16 protein-coding genes and 1 other RNA gene are annotated in these 15,648 nt (G+C 38.4%); 1 reads left to right on the forward strand and 16 read right to left on the reverse strand.

What is annotated here, in order from left to right; translation table 11 throughout:
- Window positions 1–158: 158 nt before the first annotated feature.
- The 4 genes from QA612_RS03675 to ssrA all read right to left on the reverse strand — a co-directional run bounded on the left by QA612_RS03675 (window position 159) and on the right by ssrA (window position 2,403).
- On the reverse strand, window positions 159–1,397 hold the full coding sequence (locus tag QA612_RS03675) for a hypothetical protein (protein WP_278282410.1): 1,239 nt from the start codon (window positions 1,395–1,397) through the stop codon (window positions 159–161).
- 183 nt (window positions 1,398–1,580) lie between these two features.
- Complete coding sequence (locus tag QA612_RS03680) at window positions 1,581–1,772, reverse strand: hypothetical protein (protein ID WP_278282411.1); 192 nt, start codon at window positions 1,770–1,772, stop codon at window positions 1,581–1,583.
- Window positions 1,741–1,893 (reverse strand): hypothetical protein, encoded by a 153-nt coding sequence (locus tag QA612_RS03685; RefSeq protein WP_278282412.1) that lies wholly within the window; start codon window positions 1,891–1,893, stop codon window positions 1,741–1,743. The genes QA612_RS03680 and QA612_RS03685 overlap by 32 nt, the downstream gene beginning before the upstream one ends.
- 144 nt (window positions 1,894–2,037) lie before the next feature.
- Window positions 2,038–2,403, reverse strand: a transfer-messenger RNA (tmRNA) gene (gene ssrA / locus QA612_RS03690).
- 310 nt (window positions 2,404–2,713) lie between these two features.
- Here ssrA and QA612_RS03695 point away from each other — a divergent pair.
- Window positions 2,714–5,005 carry a glycoside hydrolase family 95 protein gene (locus QA612_RS03695; RefSeq protein ID WP_278282413.1) on the forward strand — a complete coding sequence of 764 codons (2,292 nt, stop codon included), beginning with the start codon at window positions 2,714–2,716 and terminating at the stop codon, window positions 5,003–5,005.
- A gap of 97 nt (window positions 5,006–5,102) precedes the next feature.
- On the opposite strand, the gene smpB is transcribed toward QA612_RS03695, so the two are convergent.
- From smpB to tpiA, 12 genes are all read right to left on the reverse strand, one after another.
- Window positions 5,103–5,570 carry an SsrA-binding protein SmpB gene (gene smpB / locus QA612_RS03700; RefSeq protein ID WP_278282414.1) on the reverse strand — a complete coding sequence of 156 codons (468 nt, stop codon included), beginning with the start codon at window positions 5,568–5,570 and terminating at the stop codon, window positions 5,103–5,105.
- 243 nt (window positions 5,571–5,813) lie between these two features.
- Complete coding sequence (rnr, locus tag QA612_RS03705; RefSeq protein ID WP_278282415.1) at window positions 5,814–8,168, reverse strand: ribonuclease R; 2,355 nt, start codon at window positions 8,166–8,168, stop codon at window positions 5,814–5,816.
- Between the two features lie 33 nt (window positions 8,169–8,201).
- Window positions 8,202–8,948: an alpha/beta hydrolase gene (locus tag QA612_RS03710; RefSeq protein WP_278282629.1), complete on the reverse strand. Its 747-nt coding sequence runs from the start codon at window positions 8,946–8,948 to the stop codon at window positions 8,202–8,204.
- A 295-nt stretch (window positions 8,949–9,243) separates the two neighbouring features.
- A complete protein-coding gene (locus tag QA612_RS03715) occupies window positions 9,244–9,951 on the reverse strand; it encodes an alpha/beta hydrolase (protein WP_278282416.1) in 708 nt (235 codons plus the stop codon).
- A 248-nt stretch (window positions 9,952–10,199) separates the two neighbouring features.
- Window positions 10,200–10,430: a preprotein translocase subunit SecG gene (gene secG / locus QA612_RS03720; protein ID WP_278282417.1), complete on the reverse strand. Its 231-nt coding sequence runs from the start codon at window positions 10,428–10,430 to the stop codon at window positions 10,200–10,202.
- Window positions 10,431–10,887: 457 nt separating this feature from the next.
- On the reverse strand, window positions 10,888–11,031 hold the full coding sequence (locus tag QA612_RS03725; protein ID WP_278282418.1) for a hypothetical protein: 144 nt from the start codon (window positions 11,029–11,031) through the stop codon (window positions 10,888–10,890).
- A gap of 12 nt (window positions 11,032–11,043) precedes the next feature.
- Window positions 11,044–11,343 (reverse strand): hypothetical protein, encoded by a 300-nt coding sequence (locus QA612_RS03730; RefSeq protein WP_278282419.1) that lies wholly within the window; start codon window positions 11,341–11,343, stop codon window positions 11,044–11,046.
- A 64-nt stretch (window positions 11,344–11,407) separates the two neighbouring features.
- Entirely contained in the window at window positions 11,408–11,551 is a 144-nt protein-coding gene (locus QA612_RS03735) for a hypothetical protein (RefSeq protein WP_278282420.1), read from the reverse strand.
- Window positions 11,552–11,557: 6 nt separating this feature from the next.
- Window positions 11,558–11,707 carry a hypothetical protein gene (locus QA612_RS03740; protein ID WP_278282421.1) on the reverse strand — a complete coding sequence of 50 codons (150 nt, stop codon included), beginning with the start codon at window positions 11,705–11,707 and terminating at the stop codon, window positions 11,558–11,560.
- Window positions 11,708–11,948: 241 nt separating this feature from the next.
- Window positions 11,949–13,235: a phosphopyruvate hydratase gene (eno, locus tag QA612_RS03745; protein ID WP_278282422.1), complete on the reverse strand. Its 1,287-nt coding sequence runs from the start codon at window positions 13,233–13,235 to the stop codon at window positions 11,949–11,951.
- A 114-nt stretch (window positions 13,236–13,349) separates the two neighbouring features.
- A complete protein-coding gene (gene gpmI / locus QA612_RS03750) occupies window positions 13,350–14,888 on the reverse strand; it encodes a 2,3-bisphosphoglycerate-independent phosphoglycerate mutase (RefSeq protein WP_278282423.1) in 1,539 nt (512 codons plus the stop codon).
- The gene (gene tpiA, locus QA612_RS03755; RefSeq protein ID WP_278282424.1) at window positions 14,881–15,639 is read right to left on the reverse strand and encodes a triose-phosphate isomerase; all 759 of its coding nucleotides are present in this window, start codon (window positions 15,637–15,639) and stop codon (window positions 14,881–14,883) included. The genes gpmI and tpiA overlap by 8 nt, the downstream gene beginning before the upstream one ends.
- Window positions 15,640–15,648: the final 9 nt, after the last annotated feature.

Raw genomic sequence — 15,648 nt, forward strand, 5'->3', positions numbered from 1 at the left:
CTATGTCCCCGCAGCAAAACGATCCAGCTATAAATGACAAAGCCTATTTAACATAGTATATTTTAGAGGGACAGGAAAGGGTTAAAAAACATTAAATCCCGTGTAAAAAAAGAAAAAAGCCACTATTATACAAAATGTATATAGTGACTTATTACTTATTAGTCTATTAACACTGGATTGAATGTAATATTATTCATACGGTAATTTATTTCATCAACAAAAGCTCCAAAATCACTTACTACTTCTAATTTGATTTCAAATATATATCCATCATTTAAGGGAATGAATTTGAATAAAGTATAATTATTTCCTCCAACCACATTATCTTTAGACGAAAACACTCTATCAAATTCGTGATCCAACATTTGATACCAACTAGGATTGAAAGTTGAAAGGTCTTCTTCTTCAACTCCATGCCTATCCGCAACAGCATTCAAACTCCTACGTTTATCATCCTCATCCTTTAGGATTTTAAATGACAGCGGTTTTTTCTCTAGACCAAGACTTGTGGTAAATGTGTCTGAAATACCCACTCTTACTGCCGTTTTTAGTCGATACCAATCTATTTCCTCATCATAAAAATCAAATAAGTAACTAACATGCCCTACATCTACGTTAACCGTTCCCTCTCGGACCATGTCACTAAAGAATTCCTCACCGAAGAATTCATCTACATTTGTACTATACTCTTCATCTAATGAAAATATTTCTATAATCTCTGGATCTAGTTCTGGATGTCTTTCTGCGTAGCTAGCCACTTCCATCTGTACTTCCTCTTCATTAGTAGGCTCTTTTACCGATTCACCTTGACCACTATCCGTTTTCTCTTCATTAACAATCTTACTTTGTTTTGTTTCTGCTTTTTCATACTGAACATATAATGTATTCCGACTATTGTAAACTATTCTAATTGACGTATGGGATAAATTATTAAAAGTATATGTAATATGTTCTGAATCACCCGAAGGTCTTCCAGTAGGTTTTCCATATAAATTCGTAAGTTTATCTTTTATTTCTTCTAAGGCTTTCTTATCTTCTTTCTCTCCTGTAGTTTGAATGACATAAAAACCGCTATATAGTTTGCCTTCTACGAAAGAATATATAACCACAGCATTGTAATCAAAGAATTCATCTGAATATTGTAATGCGCCATCTTCTTGTTCAGTTAAAAAATGAGCCGTTTCTGTTTTTTTCACTTCATCAGCACTCATTCCCCATGTAGAGTTCCTAAAAAATACTTCTTCTCCTATAATTTCATCAACTTCTGCTGCGCTTGTCTCTTCTTGTTTGTCAAGGTCGATAGCTTCCCCGTTATCTGTTGCGCTGCTAGATTCGTTGCTACATGCCGTTAAAAATAACAATAATACTCCTAAAATTACTATTTGCCTAGTTTTCATAAACGTTCCTCCACTTCCATATTTCTACTTATTTTTTACTAACAAATTATAGCATGATACTAAAAAGAGGGAACAAACTTCTCTTTATTTTAAAGATTATTTTTAAAAAAGTTGTCAATTTAATCTCAATCAATTACATTTTTTTTATGTTCGGAGTACATCTCATACGTGTCGAACTCTGCATCAATCGATCAGTTCTTTTTCTACTATTCTAACCGCTTCTAATAAAACCTTTTCATCTTTTAATATTGCATATTCTAAATTCCTTCCAATAGCTTCTTTACATACTTTTAAAGCTAATCTGTAACTTTCATTTGCTGATTTTTTTCTTTTCTCTTTGAAATTAAACAAAATGGGCAGATTGGAGATTCTCAATAAAACTATGCAACCTCTTAATTTTCTCAGATATTTCAAGAGAATTCATAACAAATTCCCTTAAATCAATTTTGCTTTTTGATAAATCATCAACTAAATCATCCAATTCTTTTTCGGTCATTCTCAATCCTCCTATGTCGCAGTTTTGAGTCTACTTTGCAGTAGCTGTTATACAAATAAATTAAATTATTGAAGTCAAGTGGGACAAAGTCCCTGTCCCTATGTCCCATTTTAAACACAAATAAAAAACCACCATATATATGTATGGTGGAGACGGTGGGAATCGAACCCACGTCCAGAGATAACGCAACTTAAGCGTCTACGAGCGTAGTCAGTTTATTAGCATTTCGCTAACACTTCAGCCAACTGACAGGCTTCCGTGTAGCTATCCTGATTAATCTCTTCCTATTGTCCTCAGGCGGTGGACGCAAGGCGTATCCCACTATAAGTGAGTCCCTGATCCTTCACATGGGCGATGAAGGGAGGAACCGCTATGCGCTACTTATTAGGCAGCTAAAGCGAAGTTGTTTTGTTCTTTGCCAACTATAGGCGATGGGCGTTTTATACGAGGACACCCAGCTCGGCCCGCGACTTAAGCACGACCTACCCCTGTCGAATCCAGAACGTCCCCATGTAAGTGACATCGACCTTATTTGTTCGATGCACATAAGGAATCGTTACGGATAGAATAGATCTAAGCTGATCGCTTATTCAATTATGTTTCGTAACTGTATAAATAATTATAACACATTTACATTATAGTTCAAATGGTAACCATCACCAGTGTTGCTAACTATCATAAAGGAATAAGTTTGCAATTATCTCTATCTGAATTTAGAACATGCCTTATCGTAGCAGGATAAATTAAATTGTTGTCTAAATATAATGGTATTAGAAGTTAACCACTTTTATGACCCTAATGGAACATGAAAGGAGATTATATGGGAACCTCAATTTGGTATAAACAACCAGCTAAGGATTGGGATGAAGCCTTACCACTTGGAAATGGGAGATTAGGAGCAATGGTTTTTGGAGAAGTAGAAAAAGAACGTTTGCAACTGAATGAAGATTCGGTATGGTATGGAGGCCCTAGAGATCGAAACAACCCTGATGCACAAAAGTACTTACCAGAAATAAGAAAGCTTTTATCTGAAGGAAAGTTAAAAGAAGCTGAAAAGTTAGCAGCCCTTGCTCTACCAGGAATTCCTGAATGCCAAAGACATTATGAACCTCTCGGTGATCTTTATATTCAAATGAAACATGGTTTAGGTGAATTCTCAGATTATCGTCGAGAATTGAATTTACACACTGGAGTAGCAACCGTTGAATACAAAATAGCCGACATAGCATATAAAAGAGAAGTGTTTACAAGTTATCCAAATCAAGCAATAGTTATGAGAATTACATCTTCAGTTGAAAAGAGTATTTCGTTTCAGACATATCTCGATCGAGGAAAAGGAAGAAACTATGACAATATGGAGGCTTTGGCAAAGGACCGGTTAGTAATGCGAGGTGTTACTGGAGGAAAAGATGGCATTCATTTTAGAAGTGTCGTGCAGGCAATTCCTGATAATGGAACCGTAAAAACAATCGGAAACCGTCTCATTGTAGAAAACGCTGATGCTGTAACTGTCATCTTAACTGCAGGAACTTCCTATCGTTTTGAAAATTCAGAGGATTATTGTTTACAATTACTGGACTCTGCTTCGGCTTTATCTTATAAACAATTACTTCTACACCACTTACATGACTATCAAGAACTATTTAAACGTGTAGAATTTCAATTGGTTGAACCCCATGTAAAACATTCCCTCCCTACTGATGAACGACTTGAATTACTTAGAAATGGAAATGGGGAAAGTGATCTGGATTTACTTTCTACCTACTTCCATTTCGGAAGGTACTTATTGATTTCCTCTAGTCGTCCAGGATCACTGCCAGCTACTTTGCAAGGTATATGGAATGATAGAATGACTCCACCGTGGGATAGTAAATTCACGGTTAACATCAATACAGAAATGAATTACTGGCCTACTGAAATATGTCAATTATCAGAGTGTCACGAACCTTTATTCGATCTTATTGAAAGGATGAGAATACCTGGACGTATCACAGCTGAAAAAATGTATGGTTGTCGTGGATTTGTAGCCCACCATAATACAGATATTTGGGGCGATACAGCACCAAAAGATATTTATATGCTAGCATCATTTTGGCCAATGGGTGTAGCTTGGTTATGTTTACATTTGTGGGAGCATTTCGAATATACAGGAGACACAGAGTTTTTGCACAACATTTACGATACTCTGAGGGAAGCGTCCTTGTTCTTTGTAGATTTTCTACAAGAAACAGAGGATGGTTATTTGATCACAACTCCATCTGTTTCACCAGAGAACACTTATCTATTGCCAAATGGAGAAAAAGGCGTATTGTGTGAAGCACCATCTATGGATAGTCAGATTCTCCATGCTTTGTTTACGTCTGTCGTAAAAGCTAGTGAGATTCTCGCACAGGATAAGGAATACCGCATTCAATTAGAAAGAATGAAAGAAAAGCTTCCAAAGCCGCAAATTGGGAAGTATGGTCAAATTCAAGAATGGTTAGAGGATTATGAAGAAGCGGAACCTGGCCATCGGCATATCTCCCATCTTTTTGCCCTACATCCTGGCAAACAAATATCCCCAAGAAAGACACCTGAATTAGCGGAAGCAGCGAAAATAACATTAGAAAGAAGACTGAAGCACGGTGGTGGACATACAGGGTGGAGTAGAGCTTGGATCATTAACATGTGGAGTCGGTTAGAAGATGGCGAATTAGCATATCAAAACTTGCTAGACCTTCTGAAAGCATCTACACTACCAAATTTATTTGACAATCATCCACCATTCCAAATCGATGGAAACTTTGGCGGTACAGCTGGTATGGCAGAAATGGTGCTGCAAAGTCATCTGGAGGAAGTTAGTTTACTACCGGCATTGCCAAAACAATGGTCAAGCGGCAAAGTAAAGGGTCTACGAGCAAGAGGGGGCTTTGAAATAGCGATGGACTGGGAAGATAACAAATTAAAAAATGCACAGATAACATCTTTAATTGGGAATACTTGTACAGTGAGATTACCTAATGACATTTCCCTCATTACTTGTGATGATGTAGAAGTCCAGGTTAAAAAGATAGAAGACTTCGTTTTCCAGTTTGAGACGGAAAAAGGGAAACACTATTTTCTATCAACATAAATGATATTGTTAAACAAACAGACGTAAAAGGACATACCAAGTAGGATACGCAAGTTACAAATGACCTCGGATACATTATCCGAGGTCATTCATTTAGTTAACGTCCTAACTGTTGGTCTTTGAAGGCCCGTTGAATTTCACGTTTTGCATCCTTTTTCTTCAAATCTTCACGCTTATCATACTTCTTCTTCCCTTTTCCAAGTCCAAGAAGTGTTTTCGCAAAACCGTTCTTAATATAAATTTTAAGAGGAACCAGTGTGTACCCTTTTTCCTTCGTTAATCCAATAAGCTTACTAATTTCCTTTTTATGCATGAGTAATTTCCTCGTACGAACAGGATCGTGATTATAGCGATTCCCTTGTTCGTACGGACTAATGTGCATATTATGTAGCCACACTTCTCCATTACTAACTCTGGCAAAGGAATCCTTCAAATTGCCCCGGCCATTTCGAAGAGACTTTATTTCTGTTCCAGTTAAAATCATCCCTGCTTCGTATGTTTCTTCAATATGATAGTCATGTCTTGCTTTTTTATTTTGGGCGATTAGTTTCCCTTCAGTTGCCATAATTTTGCATCCTTTCCATACAGCTCATTACTTTATCTTATCAAATTTCTTGTAGTTGTTCAATTTGTTTCAGTGTTTCGAGTAGCGTTCTTATTACACCAAGAATAAGCGTTTATTGATCTCCATTATCCTTCTTAGTTAATATCCTCCATGAAAAAAGCAAGCTAATCTTCTCAGACTCATTACTGAGAATTTCTTAGCTTGCTTTAGACTATCCCCTGTAGCAGGATTATTTCTTCACTTTTATTTCCGCTTCTTCTTCCCTTTTTTCCGCTTATTTGCTGGGGCGTTTTCGAAGAACTTTTTCTTCTTCTTTTTCCCTTTGCCTTTTCCTTTATCTTTCCCATCACCTTTAGGAGGCCTTGCCCCAAGATCTAAGCCACCCTTTTCACTTCCCGGCTTCTTTTTACGAGATGGCCGTTTTCCTCCTTCAATGACACGAGGACGATCAAGTTTTCTTTCTTTTCTCGGTTTCATGCCAACTACTTCAAAATCAATAATACGTTCCTCTATATTAACATTGATTAAGCGAACCTCAATCTCGTCACCAATACGGAAGACGTTCCCAGTCCGTTCTCCAATCATGGCGTATTGGTTTTCATCGTAGTGATAGTAATCATCAGTCAAATAGCTCACATGGACAAGTCCTTCGATCGTATTAGGCAATTCAACAAACAATCCAAAGTTTGTTACGCCACTAATAATGCCTTCAAACTCTTGTCCTACTTTATCTTCCATAAACTGTACCTTTTTCAATTCATCTGTTTCACGACTTGCATCCTCTGCACGACGTTCCATTTCTGAGGAATGCTTCGCAATTTCATACAGCTTCTCGCCCCATTTTTCTCGGGTCTTTTCATCTGTTTTCCCTTCGATTAAATACGTTCGAATTAAGCGATGAACGATTAAATCAGGGTATCTTCGAATCGGTGATGTAAAGTGTGTATAAAAATCTGCTGACAACCCAAAGTGACCGATGTTTTCTGGATCATATTTTGCTTGTCTCATCGACCGAAGCATAACAGTACTGATGACCGCTTCCTCTGGCTCCCCTTTCACCTGTTCAAGAAGCTCCTGTAAGGCTCTCGGATGAATCGTATTAGCAGCTCCCTTCACTACATAACCAAAGTTCGTAATAAATTCTAAGAACTTATTTAATTTCTCCTCATCTGGATCCTCATGGATACGGTACATGAAAGGAATCTTCATCCAATGGAAGTGCTCCGCAATTGTTTCATTTGCAGCAAGCATAAATTCCTCAATTAATCTTTCCGCAACGGAACGATCTCGCATGACAATATCCGTTGGCTTCCCTTCATCATCCACTAATACCTTCGCTTCTTTAAAATCGAAGTCAATGGCACCTCTAGCCATACGCTTATTCCGTAATATTTCCGCTAATTCTTCCATCCCTTTAAAAAATGGAATGAGCTCTTCGAATCGTTTTGATACTTCCTCGTCTTCCTCTTGGAGAATTTTCCGAACCTCTGTATAAGTCATACGTTCTGTCGTATTAATGACACTTTGAAAAATTTCATGGTGGACTAATTCCCCTTGAGGATTAAATTCCATTTCACATGATAATGTGAGTCGATCCACCTGAGGATTTAAGGAACAAATCCCATTTGATAAACGATGTGGAATCATTGGAATAACTCGATCTACAAGATAGACAGACGTTGCTCTTTCCAATGCTTCTTTATCAATGGGGGAGTTTTCTTTCACATAGTAAGAAACATCTGCAATATGTACCCCTAATAAGTAATTACCATTCTCCAGTTTTTTCACCTGAACGGCATCATCTAAATCCTTGGCGTCAGCCCCATCAATAGTTACAATTGTTTCATCCCGTAAATCACGACGGTTTTCAATTTCACTAGGATCTATTTCGTCTGGCACAGAGCTAGCGTGATCGAGAGTTTCCTGTTCAAACTCACCTGGTAAGCCGTGCTTGTAGATGACGGATAATATATCTACCCCAGGGTCATTTTTATGACCAAGAACCTCTAACACCTGACCTTCAGCACTCATTCTACCTTCTGGATATTTCGTGATTTCAACAAGTACCTTATGACCATCAACAGCGGAACCTTCTTTTTTCTTCGGAATAAAAATATCATTTGGGATACGTTTGTCATCAGGTATGACAAATCCATAATGCTTATCATCCACATACGTCCCTACCGTTGTTTTCACACCACGTTCTAGAATACGTATAATGGCCCCTTCTGGTCTTGCACCAGTTGATCCAGGATGAAGTCTCACCAACACCTTATCCTTATTCATTGCTCCATTCATTTCAGCAGAAGCAATATAAACGTCATCGTGCTCCACTTCTGTTTTTACAAAAGCAAAGCCTTTCGGGTGCATAATCACTTCGCCTTTTAGAAGGTTCATTTTATTCGGAATACCATACCGGTTACTTCTCGTCCGAACGAGCTCCCCCTCTTCTTCTAATTCATTTAATAGCTTAACAAACTCTTTAAACTGACTGGAATCCTCCAATCCTAATGCTTCTTCAATGTCTTTAATGGCTAGGGGCTTTTCTGCTTCTTCTTTCATATAAGAAAGTAATCGTTCCTTCGTCATTTCTGCCATAATCTCTAACACTCCTTTCTACTTAGGGACAGTTTATACAGACCAATCTAATTCCTCTAAAAAGGCATAAACCTCCTCGTGAAGCTTATCCCTTTCTTTATCTAGTGTAATGACATGTCCTGATTCTTCGTACCATTGCAACTTCTTATGATCTGCTTCGACTTGATCATAAATGATATTTGCACTATCAGGATTAATCATCTCATCCTCTCTCGCTTGAATAACGAGAGTTGGTGCATAGATCATATCGACATTTTCACGAACCTCTTTAATTAGACCTTGCAATGCTTTTAACGTTTTCATTGGTGTTTTTTTAAATTCTTCCATTTCCTTTTCAATTTGCTCTTCTGGTTTCTTCTCATGTTTTTTATATTCTCTAGCGTAATCGACTACACCTTTATACATCACTTCTTCACTTTTAATATACATAGGAGCACACATTGGTATTATTCCCTTTACTGGTAGTGTGTACCCAACTTTCAATGAAAATACACCACCCAATGAAAGTCCTCCAACAGCTATTTCCTCGTAGCCTAGCTCTTTAAGATGATTGTATCCAGTGAGAACATCATCCCACCAATCCTCTGGCCCATAATGAACGAGCTCTTCTGGTGGAACCGCATGCCCTTTATATTGGGGCGCATGAGAGGTATATCCTCTTTTCTCAAGATATCTACCTAGCATTCGTACATCTGCGGAATTCCCTGTGAAACCGTGAAGAAGCAGTACAGCTCGCTTCCCTCCTTCAAAGGTAAACGGTTTCGGTTGTGATATATTCATCATGTCAATTTCTCCTTTTATAATGATAGATATGTAATACGTTCCTCAGCTTCTGAAAAGCAAGAGTCTCCGTGGGATTCCCAGTCATTCTAATTGAAATAAATTAATTTTCATCCCCCATGGTAAGGGAATATACCTTAGAAAGAAATTTTCATCCCCCATGATACAAATCTTCACTTGCATGGGCGTGGGCGGTCTACCCTGAAAAAAAAAACCATGCCTTACGATGTGCTGAGAAGGCATGGACAAATAGTTTATTATGCAACACTACCTTGATGAAATATTAGAAGGTAAATTAACTAGACAACCCCTCTACATCACTTTCCCATAAAAACTCTTCTATTCTTCTAAGCAATTCATCTTTATCTTCTCCAAACCAAATGTAGTGCTTTGCATTAGGAAAAAAGTATACCTTTTTTTCCTCAGATTCAATTTGCTCGTGAATAAATTCAGCACTCTTTTTAGGAACAAGCCCATCACATTCCCCTTGTATAATAAGGGTTGGAACTTTAATGTTTCTTAAATGCCTTCGAAGCTGCCTAACCATTTTAGCAAATTCCTTCGTTGCAATCAGAGGTGTTTCTTTAATCTTTTGACGATAAAACACATACAATTTATCATCTTCTAATTCACCTCTTAATCCCTCCAAAAACCATCCCTTCACATCTTGAAACAGTTGTCTTGGATTAATGTAATAGGCAGATGCACTTATTAACACAAGTTTTTCAACTGGATATTTTGATGCAATGTAGCTGGCAATCATACCACCCATAGAAAAACCAATAACATATACTTTCTCACATCTTTTTAATAATTCTTCAACAGCAACGGTAGCTGCATATATCCAATGTTTGTACGTCACTCCTCTTAAGCCATCCTTTGATCCATGACCGGGAAGTGTCGGACTATAAACTAACCAGTTTTTCTTTTCCAGGTGCTTGGTAATTGCATCAATTTCAGCAGGCGTACCTGTAAAACCGTGTAAGCAAAGACATCCTATCATAAGATCACACCCGTTCTTTTATTTACTTATTGTTATCATATTCATATTACATTCAAAATGTCATGTTAAATGCTCACTATAATACATACTTTATCATTTATTTTCCCTGTTACGACAATTTTTAACCAAAAATTTTCATTCTCAAGGTGAGTATGGCTATTGATGAAGAAGTCTTAAGAAGAAGAGGTATGTATGAAGAAATTACAAAAGCAGCAAGCGTATGCCTGCTGCTACTATTTCCGTTTTAATTACATATAAAAAGCAACTAGAACTGTAAGTACGAAGAATAGTACTCCAAGAACGACAGTAGCTTTATTTAATACAGCTTCAAGTCCACGAGCTTTTTGCTTTCCGACGATTTGCTCAGCACCACCAGAAATAGCTCCAGAAAGACCAGCGCTACGACCTGATTGTAATACCACTACAGTAATCAATAAAATAGATACAATAACTAATAAAATAGACGCAAATGTTCCCAAACTTTACACCTCCAGCGTGTCACTCAATCTTATTTGAATATACCATGAAAAGTAGGACAAAGCAACAGGAGAAATAGGAACGGAAATTTCGTAGAGTTGATCGAATACCTACAGTTGAAAAGCCAAATTGTGCCGTCCAATTTATAAATTGTGATCTCTCCACTGAGTTGCGTCAACTTCGTCTTAACAATCCATGTTCCATTTTTGTCACATATGATCATCATCTTTTAAGAAGAAACAAAGAAAGACCGTCTTCGTTCTTACTTTAATTAATAATTGTCCTACAGATACAACTTTCTCGCAAATATTCTTTATGTAGAATCATTGGACTTTGTTTGGATTGGCTGATTGTAAGACTTTCTGTGGCTCTTGATTCTTGCTTAAACATAACAAATAATTTTCTATTTCTTTTTAGAGGATCTAAAAGACTTCTATGTTACTGCAAACCTCTTTTTCTCTATTTGCGGGAACGCTGGATTCTTCCTCTGTTCCTGCAAACCTCTTTTTCAATGTTTGTGGGAACGGTGGATTCTTCCTCTGTTCCTGCAAACCTCTTTTTCAATGTTTGCGGGAACGGTGGATTCTTCCTCTGTTCCTGCAAACCGCTTTTTCTCTATTTGCGGGAACAGTGGATCCTTCCTCTGTTCCTGCAAACCGCTTTTTCTCTATTTGCGGGAACGGTGGATCCTTCCTCTGTGCCTGCAAATCTCTTTTTCACTGTTTGCGGGAACAGTGGATCCTTCCTCTGTGCCTGCAAACCTCTTTTCCTCTGTTTGCGGAAACGGTGGATCCTTCCTCTGTTCCTGCAAACCGCTTTTTCTCTATTTGCGGGCACAGTGGATTCTTCCTCTGTTCCTGCAAACCGCTTTATCTCTCTTTGCGTGAACGGTGGATTCTTCCTCTGTTCCTGCAAACCTCTTTTTCTCTATTTGCGGGAACGCTGGATTCTTCCTCTGTTCCTGCAAAACTCTTTTTCTCTATTTGCGGGAACGCTGGATTCTTCCTCTGTTCCTGCAAAACTCTTTTTCTCTATTTGCGGGAACGCTGGATTCTTCCTCTGTTCCTGCAAACCGCTTTATCTCTCTTTGCGGGAACGGTGGATTCTTCCTCTGTTCCTGCAAACCGCTTTATCTCTCTTTGCGGGAACGGTGGATTCTTCCTCTGTTCCTGCAAACCGCTTTATCTCTCTTTGCGGGAACGGTGGATTCTTCCTCTGTGACCGCAAACCTCTTTTTCTCTATTTGCGGGAACGCTGGATTCTTCCTCTGTTCCTGCAAACCGCTTTTTTCCTATTTGCAGGTACGCTAGCCGCTTCTCTGTGCCTGGAAACTTCTTCCCACCATTTACAGGCTCATTAGTCACGCCGATATTACTATATATTGACATAAAGTTAATTGAAGGAACATATAAAAAAGCCGACAGTGATCATGACACATCACACTGTCGGCTTCGTTATTTCGCCCCTATAATGTCATAATCCATAAGGGACAATGCTTTCTTTTTTTAAAAAAGAATAGCTTAGTTATTTTTTAAGTTATAGAATGCATTTTTTCCAGCATACTGGCTGATGTATTGTAACTCATCTTCGATACGTAATAATTGGTTGTACTTCGCAACGCGGTCTGTACGAGATGGAGCTCCAGTTTTGATTTGTCCAGCGTTTGTTGCAACAGCGATATCAGCAATTGTGCTGTCCTCTGTTTCACCAGAACGATGAGAGATTACTGCAGTGTATCCTGCACGTTTCGCCATTTCAATTGCATCAAATGTTTCAGTTAATGTACCGATTTGGTTAACTTTGATTAAGATAGAGTTACCAATTCCTTGCTCAATACCTTGAGAAAGCTTAGCTGTGTTTGTTACGAATAGATCGTCACCAACTAATTGAACTTTATCTCCTAATTTTTCAGTTAAAAGCTTGAAGCCTTCCCAGTCATTCTCGTCTAATCCGTCTTCGATAGACACGATTGGGTACTTGCTGCAAAGCTCTTCGTAGAATGCAACCATTTCTTCAGAAGTTTTTACAACGCCTTCACCTTTAAGGTTGTACTTACCGTCTTCATAAATTTCAGAAGCTGCTACGTCCATAGCAAGAAGAACTTCTTCACCTGGCTTGTATCCAGCTTTTTCGATAGCTTCGATAATAGTTGAAAGAGCTTCTTCGTTAGAACCAAGGTTTGGAGCAAATCCACCTTCGTCACCGACAGCAGTATTGTAGCCTTTTCCTTTTAATACGCTTTTTAAGTTATGGAAAATTTCCGCACCCATGCGAAGTGCTTCATTAAAGTTTTCTGCACCAACAGGCATAACCATGAACTCTTGAATATCAACGTTGTTATCTGCATGCTCACCACCGTTAACGATGTTCATCATTGGAGTTGGAAGTGTTTTTGCGTTGAATCCACCAAGGTAAACATATAATGGTAATCCAAGAGAGTCAGCAGCAGCACGAGCTACAGCCATGGAAACACCAAGGATTGCATTTGCACCTAGGTTCCCTTTGTTTTCAGTTCCATCTAACTCGATCATTAATTGATCGATACCAACTTGATCAAGTGCATCGAAACCAACTAATTCAGGAGCAATTACTTCGTTAACGTTAGCAACTGCTTTTGTAACACCTTTCCCCATCCAAGCGTCTCCGCCATCACGTAATTCAACAGCTTCGTATTCACCAGTAGAAGCACCACTTGGTACTAAAGCACGGCCAAATCCGCCATCTTCAAGGTAAACTTCAACTTCAACTGTAGGATTACCACGGGAATCTAAAACTTGACGAGCATATACATCAGAAATAATTGTCATTATACAAAACACTCCTTTTTTTATAAAAGCTATTAGTTTTTAAATATCACATTTAGTATCCTTCAATGTAACATTCGTATAAGTTATTTTTTCTTTTTAATACTAAATTGAATTCTACTTTTTAATTAATGATTTCCCTGTCATTTCAGCAGGTTGCTCCACGCCAGTTAATTCTAGCATTGTTGGTGCTAAATCACCTAGAATACCGTCGTGACGGATATCTACTTCCTTATCCGTTACGATAACTGGAACTGGATTCGTAGTATGAGCAGTCATTGGCGTTCCTTCTGCAGTTTCAATCATATCTGCATTGCCGTGATCTGCCGTTATAATAGCCTTCCCACCTTTTTCAAGGATTAGGTCAACGATTTTCCCTAAGCATTCGTCAACTACTTCAATAGCTTTCACAGTAGGATCTAGCATTCCAGAATGACCCACCATATCAGGATTGGCAAAGTTCAAGACGATAACATCGTGCTTGTCCTTATTGATCTCCTCCAATAATGCATCTGTAACTTCGTACGCACTCATTTCGGGTTTCAAGTCGTATGTAGCTACCTTTGGAGAATCGATTAATACTCGTTCTTCTCCTAGGAATGTTTCTTCACGACCACCACTAAAGAAGAAGGTAACATGAGGGTACTTTTCTGTTTCAGCAATTCGAAGCTGGTTTAATCCTGCCTTCGAAACTACCTCTCCCATTGTATTATCAAGGTTTGTTGGTTCAAATGCAACATAACCATTAACTGTTTCACTAAATTTCGTTAAGCAAACATAGTGTAGGTTTTTAGGCAATTTATCTCCACGATCAAAGCCTTCAAACTCTTTGTTTGTAAAAACTTGAGACATTTGTATGGCACGATCAGGACGGAAGTTGAAGAAAATAATTGCATCTTCATCTTGAATTGTTCCTCGAGGTGTTTCCCCATCTTCTTTTGTAATAACAGATGGCAATACAAACTCATCATGGATATCGTTTTTATACGAATCTTGAAGTGCTTCTACTGGATCACTGTATTTCAACCCATCACCATAAACCATGGAACGGTATGATTTTTCAACCCGATCCCATCGCTTGTCACGATCCATTGCATAATAACGACCTTGAATTGAGGCAATCTCACCAATTCCAAGCTCTTTAAGCTTTTCTTCTGTTTTACGTATGTACGTTTCAGCAGAAGTAGGGCCTACATCTCTTCCATCTAAAAATCCATGAATATATACTTTTTCGAGACCTTCTTGTTTTGCTAGTTCTAATAGAGCAAACATATGTTCAATATGGCTGTGAATGCCTCCATCAGATAAAAGTCCATACAAATGAAGATTTGTCCCTTTTTCTTTCGCATGCTTCATAGCATTAAGAAATGTTTGGTTTTGAAAAAATTCCCCTTCACGAATAGCTAAATTAACGCGAGTAAGACTCTGATAAACAATACGGCCAGCACCAATATTCATGTGACCTACTTCTGAATTCCCCATTTGACCTTCTGGTAAACCAACAGCTTCTCCACTGGCTGTTAAGGTTGCATGAGGAAACTCATTCCAATAACGATCAAAATTCGGTTTTTTTGCATGGGCAACAGCATTACCTTTCGTTTCATCACGAAGGGCAAAGCCATCAAGAATAATTAGAGCATTTGGTTTCTTACTCATTTCCTGCCTCCAAGAGTTGTAAATAAGATTTCGGTTCTAAGCTGGCACCTCCAACGAGCGCACCATCAATATGGGGCTGTGCTAAAAGCTCTACAATATTTGCAGGTTTTACACTTCCTCCATATTGGATACGAATGGCATCTGCAGCCGTTTTAGAAACACTTTCATGAACGACTTCACGTATTACACCACACGTTTCGTTAGCATCTTCAGAAGAAGCTGTCTTTCCAGTTCCAATGGCCCATATAGGCTCATAAGCAATGACTGTGGCTTTCACTTGTTCTTCTGATAGACCATGTAATGCAGCAGTTACTTGTTTTGTTACAACGTCGGAGGTTTTATTACTTTCTCGTTCCTCCAACGTTTCTCCAACACATATAATTGGAATTAATTGATGCTCAAAAGCAGCATGTACTTTTTTATTTACACCTTCATCTGTTTCAGCAAACATTTGTCGACGTTCAGAGTGTCCGATAATAACATACTCTACTCCTAAGTCTTTCAGTGCTACTGGACTTGTTTCCCCTGTATAAGCCCCACTTACTTCAAAATGCATATTCTGAGCTCCAATGGCTAAATCTGTGCCATTAACAGCTTGAACGAGTGCATCAAGAAATAGGTCTGGTGCACAAACAACAGATTCTACGGAATTCATCGAAGGGACAGACTGTTTTACTTCATTAACAAAATCTAAAGCTTCCACTTTCGTTTTATTCATCTTCCAGTTACCTGCAATGATTGGCTTACGCATATTAGGTGC

The sequence above is a fragment of the Evansella sp. AB-P1 genome (genome assembly GCF_029688925.1).
Taxonomy (GTDB): domain Bacteria; phylum Bacillota; class Bacilli; order Bacillales; family Salisediminibacteriaceae; genus Evansella.